The sequence below is a fragment of the Accumulibacter sp. genome (genome assembly GCF_029255145.1).
In the GTDB taxonomy this organism is placed as follows: domain Bacteria; phylum Pseudomonadota; class Gammaproteobacteria; order Burkholderiales; family Rhodocyclaceae; genus Accumulibacter.
The window spans coordinates 41355-52190 of the sequence record NZ_JAPUVQ010000124.1; the positions used below are offsets into that span (position 1 = coordinate 41355).

Below are 10836 nucleotides of genomic sequence, written 5' to 3' on the forward strand. Positions count from 1 at the left end.
TGGCCCGTTCGGCGTTCCGCTGGCGATGACGAATTCCGATCACCGGGACACCACCCACGAGGACCGGGAGGGTGCTGCGGCGAAGGATCACGACGATTTCGGCGAGGGTGTGCGTGGCAGGTTCTACACGCCCGATGCCGTCTTCCGGGTGCCGGTTTGCCTCGATGAACAGGTGGCGGTGGGGAGTCATCTCGCAGCCAGGCTCGACGCCAAAGGCGTCGAGATCGTGCGATCTGTTCGAACATTTGTTGCAACGCGACATCGAGACTATCGAGGCAGTCAGGTAGCTTGCCGCGTCGATTGCACGTGGCAGGGGTGGCCGAGCGGGCCAGAGCACGCCAAGCCGGGGCGGGCGTCGCCGATGATATTCGTGGAGTCAGGATGGCTGTGGCAGACGATAGGGGAGCACAGTTCGTACTCGACGAACTTGATGAACGCGACGCGTTGGCAGCGCACGCGGTAGCCGCGTCCGGCCCCGATCTGTCTGCGCTGGTGATCCCCTTGCTGAAGGGTGTGATCTATCAGGAGACCGACGCCGGTCTGTGGAACGCGCTGCTCAATCTGCAGCCGCGGGTGCGTGACTACGTGCTGGTGTTGGACCTCGAACTGGTGCTCGACGAGGCTGAAGGCTATGCCTTCCTGCGCTCGCGTCCCGAAGTGAATGAGGCCCTGGCAGCCCGCTTGCCGCGACTGGTTGCCAGGCGTCCCCTGTCTTTTCCAGTCAGCCTGCTGCTGGCGCTGCTGCGCAAGAAGCTGGCCGAGTTCGACGCCGGCGGCGGCGATACCCGGCTGGTGCTGTCGCGCGATGAGGTCGTCGAGCTGATGCGCGTCTTTCTGCGCGAAGGCAGCAACGAGGCCCGGCTGATCGACCAGATCGACTTCTATCTCGGCAAGGTCGTCGAACTTGGCTTCGTGCGCCGCCTGAAGGTACAGCCCGGGCAGATGGCGATGGTCGAGGTTCGGCGAATCCTCAAGTCGTTCGTGGACGCGCAGTGGCTGGCCGAATTCGATCAGCGGCTGCAGGCCTACCGTTCGCAGCTCGCCGGGCAAGGGCAAGCAGCCGATGAATGACGCGCAGAGCCTCGGGCTTGATTTCGTCGCCGACGACACGCTTTCTGGTTTCCGGCTGCAGCGCCTGGAAGTGTTCAATTGGGGCACTTTCGACGGCCGGGTGTGGACGCTCAGCCCTGGCGGGCAGAACTCGTTGCTGACCGGCGACATCGGTTCGGGCAAGTCGACGCTGGTCGATGCGGTGACGACGCTGCTGGTGCCGGCGCAGCGCATCGCCTACAACAAGGCGGCCGGTGCCGATAGCCGCGAGCGGACGCTGCGCTCCTACGTCCTCGGGCACTACAAGTCGGAGCGCCATGAGGTCAGCGGCACGGCTCGGCCGGTAGCGCTGCGCGACCACAACAACTACTCGGTGATCCTCGGTGTCTTTCATAACGCCGGCTACGACCAGACGGTGACCCTGGCGCAGGTGTTCTGGATCAAGGACGCGCAGGGGCAGCCGGCGCGCTTCTTCGTCGCCGCCGAGCGCGACCTGTCGATCGCCGCCGACTTCGCGAACTTCGGGTCGGACATCAGCGCCCTGCGCAAGCGTCTGCGGCGGCCCCTGGCCGAAATTTTCGACAGCTTCCCGCCATACGGCGCCTGGTTTCGGCGCCGCTTCGGGATCGACAACGAACAGGCGCTCGACCTCTTCCATCAGACCGTGTCGATGAAATCGGTCGGCAACCTGACCGACTTCGTGCGCAGCCACATGCTCGAGCCCTTCGACGTCGCGCCACGGATTGCGGCGCTGATCGGCCCCTTCGACGACCTCAATCGGGCGCACGAAGCGGTCCTCAAGGCCAAGCGACAGGTGGCGCTGCTCGCGCCGCTGGTCGCAGACGGCGAGCAGCACGCAGCGCTGGTAGCGAAGATCGACGAGCTGCGCCTTTGCCGCGAGGCGCTCAAAGCCTACTTCGCCGGCCTCAAGCTCGGGCTGCTCGACAAGCGCCTCTCCGGCCTTGCCGATGACTGGCGGCGGCACGACGCGCAACTCAAGCGCATTGACGAGCAGCGGCTTGCGCAGCGCGCCGAAGAGGGCGAGTTGAAGCGCAGCATCGCCGAGAACGGCGGCGACCGGCTCGAGCGCCTGACTGCCGAGATTCGCCGGCTGGAGCTGGAGCGCCAGGCGCGGGCGCGCAAGGCACAGCGCCATGGCGGGCTGCTTGGCCTGGTTGGTGAGAAGGTCGCGGCTGACGAAGCCGATTTTCTCAATCAACGGCAGCGCTTCGCGGCGCTGGCCGAAGGCACGCGCGAGCGCGAAGCGAGCCTGCAGAACGACCTCACCGAACTCGGCGTCAGCCTGCGCCAGGGCAAGCAGGAGTACGACGAACTGTCGGCCGAGATCGACAGCCTCAAGGCCCGCCGCAGCAACCTCCCGGCCGCGCAGGTGGCGATGCGCAGCGCGCTGTGCCAGGCGCTCGATCTCGCGGAAGAGGCGATGCCATTTGCCGGCGAGCTGCTGCAGGTGCGCGACGACGAGCGTGACTGGGAAGGCGCCGGTGAACGCCTGCTGCGCAACTTCGGCTTGTCGCTGCTGGTTCCGGACGAGGATTACACGCCGGTCGCCGAATGGGTCGATCGCACGCATCTGCGCGGGCGACTGGTCTATTTCCGCGTCCGCAAGGCGTTACGCGGCGATCTGCCCAGCCTGCACCGCGACTCGCTGGTGCGCAAGATCGCCGTCAAGCCCGACTCGCCGTACTACGACTGGCTCGAACGCGAGCTGGCGAACCGTTTCGACGTCGCGTGTTGCGTCACGCACGCGCAGTTCCGCCGCGAGACCAAAGCCATTACCCGTGCCGGTCAGATCAAGGCGCCCGGCGAACGGCACGAGAAAGACGACCGCCACCGCCTCGACGACCGCAGTCGCTACGTGCTCGGCTGGAGCAACGCCGCCAAGATCGGCGCCCTTGAAGCGAATGCCAGGCAACTCGAAGCGCGGCTCGGCGAACTGGGCAGTCGCATCGGCAAGATCCTGGGCGACCAGAGTGCGCTCAAGGAGCGCCTGATCGCGCTGTCGAAACTCGGCGAGTACGCCGACTTCAGCGAACTCGACTGGCAATCGCTGGCAACCGAGGTGGCACGGCTGCAAGACGAGAAGCGGCTGCTGGAAACGACGTCGGACGTCCTGCAGAGTCTGGCTGCGCGCCTGGCCGGCCTGCAGGGCGAGATCACCGAAACCGACGCCGCGCTCGCCGCCAAGACGCGCGAGCTGGGCGCGACGCAGGCCAAACGCGAAGCCGCCGAGGCCTTGCGCAGCGACACCCTGTCGCTGGTCGCCGACAACGCGGCGGTCGAGCCGCAGCCGAGCACCTTCTTCGAGCGCCTTGACGCGATGCGCCACGAAGCACTCGGTGAGCACCAGCTGAGCGTCGAATCCTGCGAGAACCGCGAGCGCGAAATGCGCGACTGGCTGCAGAGCCGGATCGACAAGGAGGATCAGAAACTCAAGCGCTTGCGCGACAAGATCATCGACGCCATGGGTTCGTACCGCAGCGCGTTTCCACTCGACACGCAGGAAGTCGATGTCGCCATCGAGGCCGTCGGCGAATACCGGACGATGCTCGACAAGTTGCGGAGCGACGACCTGCCGCGCTTCGAATTGCGCTTCAAGAAGCTGCTCAATGAGAACGCGATCAACGAGGTCGCCAACTTCAGCGCGCAACTGGCGATGTGGCGCGAGACGATCAAGGATCGCATCGCGCACATCAACGCCTCGCTGACGCAGATCGACTACAACCCCGGCCGCTATATCACGGTCGAAGCCCAGGCCACGCCAGACGCCGATGTCCGTGATTTCCAGGGCGAGCTGCGCGCCTGCAACGAAGGCAGTATCACCGGCTCGGACGACGCCCAGTATTCGGAAGCCAAGTTCCTGCAGGTCAAGCAGATCATCGAACGTCTGCGCGGTCGCGAGGGCCTCTCCGAGCAGGACCGCCGCTGGACGGCCAAGGTCACCGACGTTCGCTACTGGTTCGTTTTTGCCGCCAGCGAGCGCTGGCGCGAGGACCACAGCGAGCACGAGCACTACTCCGATTCGGGCGGCAAATCGGGTGGCCAGAAGGAGAAACTGGCCTACACCGTCCTGGCGGCGAGCCTGGCGTACCAGTTCGGCCTCGAATGGGGCGCGGTGCGCTCGCGCTCGTTCCGCTTCGTGGTCATCGACGAGGCTTTCGGCCGCGGCTCGGACGAGTCGGCGCAATACGGCCTGCGGCTGTTCGCGCAGCTCAACCTGCAACTGCTGATCGTCACCCCGCTGCAGAAAATCCACATCATCGAGCCCTTCGTCGCCAGCGTCGGCTTCGTTCATAACGAAGCAGGCCGCACATCGAAACTGCGCAACCTGTCGATCGAGGAGTACCGCGCCGAAAAGGCGAGGGCGGCCGGGTGAGCTGGACGCGGCCGGCGCAGCTGCGGGCGCAGGTGCAGAAATTGTGGGACCGCGGCGAGCTGCTGGCGAGCGTGGTCAGCGGCGAGCCGCTGTTTCCGCGGCGGCTCGTCCTCAAGGGCCCGACTTCGGCGGAGATGGCCGAGCGTTTCGACGCCGTCCGCGCCTGGGTCGCCGAGCTGCGGACGATGCCGCACTGCCGGGTCGAGATGCGCGACTTTCGGCACCGGGTATTCGGCGCCAACGCCGTTCCGCACGAGGCATGGGTCGACAGCCTCGACGAGGCGCTGGCGCTGATCGGCAAGCGCCACGAATGTGCACGGTTCACGGCCCTGGCCGGGCTGACGCGGCAGCGCCAGCCGCAACTGCTGCCGTGGCTGGCCAAACGGCCGCTGCGTGCGCTCGAACTGGCCGGCGAATGGAGCCGTCTGCTGGCGATTGTCGCCTGGGTCGAGGAGACGTCGAGTCACTCGTCCAGACCCGACGTCTATCTGCGGCAGGTGGACATCGCCGGCGTCCATAGCAAGTTCATCGAGACGCATCGCGGCGTACTCGCCGAATGGCTCGATCTGACCCTGCCGCCAGCCGCGGTCGACCACTCGGCGTCCGGGGTGGGCGGCTTCGCCAGGCGTTACGGCTTTCGCGACAAGCCGCTGCGAATCCGTTTCCGGATTCTCGACCCGGCGCGATCGCGCCTGCCTGGCGACTTCGGAGACGACATCACCCTCGACGCCGGGAGCTTCGCCCGCCTCGACCCCGGTGTCGCACGCGTTTTCATCACCGAGAACGAAATCAACTTCCTGGCCTTCCCGCCGGTGCGTGACAGCTTGATCGTCTTCGGCGCCGGTTACGGCTTCGAGGTTCTGGCGCAGGCGCAGTGGCTGTCAGGCTGCCGCATTCATTACTGGGGCGACATCGACACGCACGGCTTCGCCATCCTCGACCAGTTGCGCGCGCTTTTTGGTCACGTCGATTCGTTCCTGATGGATCGCGCGGCGCTGCTCGCCTTCGAAACGCAATGGGGGGAGGAGGACAAGCCGACGCGACGTGATCTGCCGCGCCTGAATCCGGAAGAGCGGGCGCTTTACGACGACCTGCGCGACAATCGGCTGCGCAAGGAGCTGCGCCTGGAACAGGAGCGGATAGGTTTCGGCTGGGTGGAGGCGGCGATAGCGAAGCTGCAAGATGCGAACGGCCCTGGCGGACCCGCTGACCGCCATCCACGGTAAGCGAGTTGGCAGCCAGGCATTGGCTCAGCAGCGCAAGTGGGGCGAGGCGGGGAACTTTTCCGGGTACCTCGCAGTGGCCGCCGTCGGTCGCTCAGTAGGAATCGCTCTGCGCTTGATGCTGACGCGTGACCAGCGTTTCGTTCGCCGCCATGACTTGAAGGAACTGGGAAGATCGCAGGCCGCGCGCGTTGATGGAACAAATGACATTCGCGGCTGGCGCCGCCGAGAGGTGGCTTCACTCGCAGTTGATGGCGTGCTCCCTGGCTCTACCCGTCGCTAGGGTTTGGTGCCGCACAACGTCCCATTTTGATCACACTGCGTCGCGATGCCCAAGGCCCCTTGGGCCTCGTTCAAACGCCATATTTCCTGGTTGGTCTTCTTGTTTGGCGCACAGCCGCAGATCTGGCTGGCCGCACAGCTCTTCCCGACTGCCATCTCCAACCTGAGAATTTCCGAAACGCCGTGCTTGTCGAGCCCGGCACACGCCTTGGCCACGAGGGCCGGATGGGAGGCGGCGGTGCACAGCGTCGCGTCGCAGGTGTAGCCTACCTGAATCCCTTTGTTGACGCTCTTGTTGTACTCGTTGCACACCTCGTTGCAGCTGATCTGTGGGGGTGCTGCCGGGATGACGGGTGGATTCGGCAAGAGCAGTGGGCAACCCTTGTCGCCTGGCGCATCGGGAATGCAATCGGGGAGTGTGGGGAAGGTGCCGCCGCCAAACGTCGAGTAGGCAGCCGACCAGACCGTGTCGCCGGGGAGTTCGCACCCCTGCGCGGCAGTCAGCTCGGTCCCCACCTGAAACGGTCCCACGTAAGTTGGGCACGCGCATTGCACCAGGAAATTGCCGGTGACCGGGTCGATTTCACCCGTCCTCTGGCACGGCGCGGTCATGCACCCGGCGTAGCGCGTATAGGGCTGCGTGGTACAGGCGTTGTTGTGTACGGCGATCGGGATCTTTTGGTCGAGGGCGAAACTGAAGGTCGAGATCAGGTCCACGTTATTGCCGGGAAACAGGGTTCCCGTGCGGATGGCTTCACAGACCGGGGCAACTTTTCTGCCCGCCGGGAGGCAGTCGCTGCCATCCCGCTTGCAGGCGATCACGGTATCAAGGTAGACGCCGAGGTCCAGGATGGCATTGATGTCGACGAAATAGGTCGACCCCGGCGGTATCTCGAAGCAGGTGCAATCGGCAATCGTCGCACCGTCACGGAGATGGCATGGGGTCTGAGTGCCCGCGGCCGATGTTTCGGGTCCCGAGTAGTAGCACAGCGCGATCGGTGAGCCCTTGCAGGCCACAAAATTTTGTGCCGCTACCAATACGTCTGCCCACGCCGGTGTATTAGGGGTGTCCGGGGGGTAGGGGGTCGTGCACAGGGTGTTGAGATGGAAGCGCTTGTTCCCGAATTCGTCGAGGCTGAAACTCGGGGGCTGCAGACACGACCCGCTGGACGGTGCCGGCGCTGGCGCAGCGCTGAACGCAAGACCCGACGCGCCCACTCCGCAGAGCACAACAAGCACTATGGCCCAGCGGTACCACTGCTTCGGTGTTGTCATTGTCCTTACTCCTCTTGTCCAAGGTAGTTTGTTCGACGCAGCCTGAGCGATTGGCGAGAGCCATTGTAGTTTAGTCGACAGCGGTTTCGACGGCGAACGTCTTTGCACCGTGCGGACACGGCGACCGCATCGAAACGCAACTACACTTGTCGTTGCCTCCTGGAAGTGCGTGTTCCGGTTGAGCGGCGTACGACCGGGCTGGTCTCTGCGCCTCGGCTTGCGCAGCGCGCTATTCGTAAACGACAAGGTAGGGTGCAGAGCAGGCTTTCGCCTGGCGGAGACGCTTGCGGTAGCGGCGAAGCCGGGCAATGCCGACAAGGGGAAGGGACGTCCGTTCGCCATCAGCGCCGCCTCGCCCCAATCGAGAACGGGATGCCGGGTCCAGCGCGCAGCAGACGCGGACGAGCCTGGGACCGGGCGCCTGTGATGCCATTGCGCCTCCGTCCCTGGGGTTCGGCTTCGGAGCCCGGCTATGGCAGGGCCCTGGTTGGTCAGATGAAGCTATCGGCGAACAGTCCGTCCGCCCAGGTGAACATGTCCTGATAGTTGTCGCCGCTGATCTTGGGCGCTTCGCCCAGATCCACCCGGTGCATCCCCTTGCCCTTCACCTTGCCAGCGGCGTCGTAGATGTCGCCGTACTTGAAGTTCGCCGATAGCCAGGAGGCCGTCGTGGCCGTGATCGGGCTGAAACAGGCCGAGCTGGTGGCGATATTCGTGTCCGGCGCCTGGCCGTTCAGGGCACGCAGGATGGCATCCGCGCAGACCTTGGCTTCGGCGTTGGCCATATGCCCCGACTTGGGGACGGCCTGGCCGTCGGTTGCGGGTACCGCGCAGGCATCGCCGATCACGTGGATGTTCGGGTAGCCACTGATGCCGTAAGTGAGCGGGTCGACCGGCACGAAGCCCTGCGCATTCAGCAGCGGCCAGCCGCGGTTGGCGCTGCTTGCCGGGCCGATGGCGGCCGCCCTCTGGTTGGGGATGTAGTTGAGCACGCGGACGTTTGACCAGCTGCCGGCGCTGGTGATGATGCTGCGCGTCTGCGAAATCACCGATGAGACGGTGGCGTTGGGGACGTACTCGATCATCCCCTTGTAGATGTGGTTGAAAGCTTCGCCAAAGGCGATGGGCTCCGCCTGGATGCCGGCGTTGGCGTCGAGAACGACGACCCTGGCGAACAGGAGCCGTTTCCGTTTCAGATAGTCGGCGACGACGCAGGCGCGTTCATAGGGGCCAGGGGGGCAGCGGTACGGTGACTTGGGTACGGTCATGAGGAAGGTGTCGTGGTCCCGCATGCTCGCCAGCTGCTTCTTCAGCAACAGCGTCTGCGCCCCCGCCTGCCAGGCGTGCGGCGTGACGTTCGCATCCCAGGCCCCGGGGTCGTCGGGTGGGGCGATGAAGTCGATGCCGGGAGACAGAACCAGGTGGTCGTAATCCAGTGACCTGCCGTTGCTCAGGCTGACGCGGCCCTTGCCGGTGCCGCTGCCGTAGTTGATGGCGGTCACACGGGCCTGTATCACGGCCACGCCGTGGTTGGTTTTCAAGGCGTTGTAGCCCAGGGAGATACGGTCCATGGACAGCGCGCCAGTAAGCACCAGGTTCGAGAGAATACAGGCGATGTGATCTGCATTGGGTTCGACCAGAGTCACGGCGACCTGGCCGCCGCCCCACAGACGCAGGTACTTGGCGACCGTGGCGCCACCGAAGCCGCCGCCGACGACCACCACGCGTGCCGGGGTGGCAGCGCCGAGGGCGCGGGGTAAAGCGGCTGCGGCGGAGGCGATGCCGGCCGCCTGGAGAAATCGTCTTCTGTTGAAGGTATGCATGACGGTGCCTTCCGCGAATTAGTTGGTGCTGCCGCTGGTGTGCGCTGCAAGGTAGTCGGCGATGAGTTTGATCTGCGCGTCTGTGTAGCCTCGCGCCTGGCGGTCCATGATGCCTTCGACCGGGCGGCGTTTCATCTCCAGGAGGTCCTTGCGCAGTTCGCTGGCGCTCTTGCCGGCCACCTCGTCAAAGCCCGGGCCGTTGCCGCTGGTGCCGTGGCATTGGGCGCATTGCGCGGCCAGGAGCCGTCCGGCGGGTGGCGCTGCGTGCGCGCCTTGCGTAGCCGCCAGCAGCAGACCGAAAGGCAGCAGGAGCCGCAGTGGAATAGCCTTGAAAGACATCGTTCATCCCTCCGTAAAAGAAATACCTGCCCGCATCGTTCGAGTTCGCCATGAGCACCCGGGAGGACCGTTCAATTCCTCCTGACCGTCAACGCCGCGTCTGGCACGGCAGAATCCCGTCACTGTCGTGCGCACGGTGTTAGTTTCGCGGCCATGCCTGCGTGCATCCGGGCCTTCCCGGGAACGGCCGTTTTCATGAAACCCATGCGATCCTGATAGGCAAAGCTTAAGGCGACCTTAAGCTGCGCATCGGGCCGCCGCTGCTCAGCGATTCTATCCGTCGCGGGCAGTTGGGGCGCTGGCGGCGATGGGGGGCATCCCCGGCGGCTGCGCCCCGCGATGTGCTCCTTCGCCTTTTGCTTGTTCGAGCGCAGAAGACGCCGAACCGATCGACTCAGCCTCGGCTGGACAGAGCGCAAACATCACCGTACGCGAGCATCGCTACGTCAAATCCGGTGACCGCACTGACTGCGCGGGTGACCAAGGCTAGCGATCCAGGGCCACCGCGCTGGAGATGTCCAGAGTCCGGCTCCATGGAAACCCGGAAATCATTTGGTGCACCGCACCAAATGTTGCTATATTTAAACCCTCTGATGGCTTGCTTGACGTCTCGCGGAAACCACATGTATATCGTAGATGATCCGACACTAGCCCTGATCGCCCGCTTCGTGGGCGATTCCTCGCGTCAGGAGGTCTCGGATACGGAATTCTTTCGCCGACAGATCGCCGCCATCGAAGAGTATGTCGAGGGCTTCCCGCCGGAACAGCGTGAGCAGCGGGCCTTGGCGTGGATCGAGGGCAACGCCATGCACTATCGGCAGCAGTGGCAGAAACAGGCGGCGATCACGGCTCTGGCACTGACGCGCTGCCCTGACTGTCCGCTGGCCGGCGGCAGCCAGCGCACGCCTTGTGCGATTCACGCGCGGTGGCTGAAGCTCCTGCAGCGCTATGCCGCGAACGAGCTGTCTTCACACGATTATGTCGCGAAGAGCCTGGCGTTATTGACGGCGCACAAGGAGTGGTTGAAGGTGAGTCATCTCAGCTAGCCCTCACGGTGGCCCAGCCCGGCCGGATCTTGCCGGACCTGATGGGGCAGAGCGCTAGCCGTGCCAGGTCGGTGCGGGTGGCGCTTCCAGCCGGTCGGCCATCGGGGTTTCCCGGGTGCGGTGCACCAAATTGCATCGGCGCAGCGAGAATCAGCACCCCCGGCTGTCGCACCGGGACGAAGCCAGGCCACCGCCGCCGACGTTCGCCACGCCTGCGAGGTGACGTGGTCCCCTGAGTCAAGACAAATATCAACTCAGTCTAAGTTGTGCATTTGACTTCGCTAGCAGCCTGTCGGACTTTCCCGGCGCCAGATCCATATATGATATAATCATGCCTCTTCGAACCATCGAGTCGTCGCATGTCAAACTTTATCGTCGCTGACCGCCAGACGGCCTATCTGCTA

7 protein-coding genes are annotated in these 10836 nt (G+C 64.7%); 4 read left to right on the forward strand and 3 right to left on the reverse strand.

Annotation, left to right across the window (positions count from 1 at the left end; translation table 11 throughout):
* Positions 1 to 381 precede the first annotated feature (381 nt).
* From Q1L50_RS14575 to Q1L50_RS14585, 3 genes are read left to right on the forward strand one after another with little or no spacing between them, the layout of a single operon-like run.
* Positions 382 to 1071: a DUF4194 domain-containing protein gene (locus Q1L50_RS14575; RefSeq protein WP_300339966.1), complete on the forward strand. Its 690-nt coding sequence runs from the start codon at positions 382 to 384 to the stop codon at positions 1069 to 1071.
* On the forward strand, positions 1064 to 4444 hold the full coding sequence (locus Q1L50_RS14580; protein WP_300339968.1) for an ATP-binding protein: 3381 nt from the start codon (positions 1064 to 1066) through the stop codon (positions 4442 to 4444). Before Q1L50_RS14575 ends, Q1L50_RS14580 begins: the two co-directional genes overlap by 8 nt.
* Entirely contained in the window at positions 4441 to 5670 is a 1230-nt protein-coding gene (locus Q1L50_RS14585; RefSeq protein ID WP_300339969.1) for a Wadjet anti-phage system protein JetD domain-containing protein, read from the forward strand. The genes Q1L50_RS14580 and Q1L50_RS14585 overlap by 4 nt, the downstream gene beginning before the upstream one ends.
* 276 nt (positions 5671 to 5946) lie before the next feature.
* Here the strand turns inward: Q1L50_RS14585 and Q1L50_RS14590 are convergent, their stop codons facing one another.
* From Q1L50_RS14590 to Q1L50_RS14600, 3 genes are all read right to left on the reverse strand, one after another.
* Positions 5947 to 7224, reverse strand: coding sequence for a hypothetical protein (locus Q1L50_RS14590; RefSeq protein ID WP_300339971.1), 1278 nt, complete (start codon positions 7222 to 7224; stop codon positions 5947 to 5949).
* 491 nt (positions 7225 to 7715) lie between these two features.
* Positions 7716 to 9047, reverse strand: coding sequence for an FAD/NAD(P)-binding oxidoreductase (locus Q1L50_RS14595; RefSeq protein ID WP_300339972.1), 1332 nt, complete (start codon positions 9045 to 9047; stop codon positions 7716 to 7718).
* A gap of 18 nt (positions 9048 to 9065) precedes the next feature.
* A complete protein-coding gene (locus Q1L50_RS14600) occupies positions 9066 to 9386 on the reverse strand; it encodes a c-type cytochrome (RefSeq protein WP_300339974.1) in 321 nt (106 codons plus the stop codon).
* A gap of 623 nt (positions 9387 to 10009) precedes the next feature.
* Here Q1L50_RS14600 and Q1L50_RS14605 point away from each other — a divergent pair.
* Positions 10010 to 10432: a hypothetical protein gene (locus Q1L50_RS14605; RefSeq protein ID WP_300339976.1), complete on the forward strand. Its 423-nt coding sequence runs from the start codon at positions 10010 to 10012 to the stop codon at positions 10430 to 10432.
* The last annotated feature ends 404 nt before the right edge of the window (positions 10433 to 10836 follow it).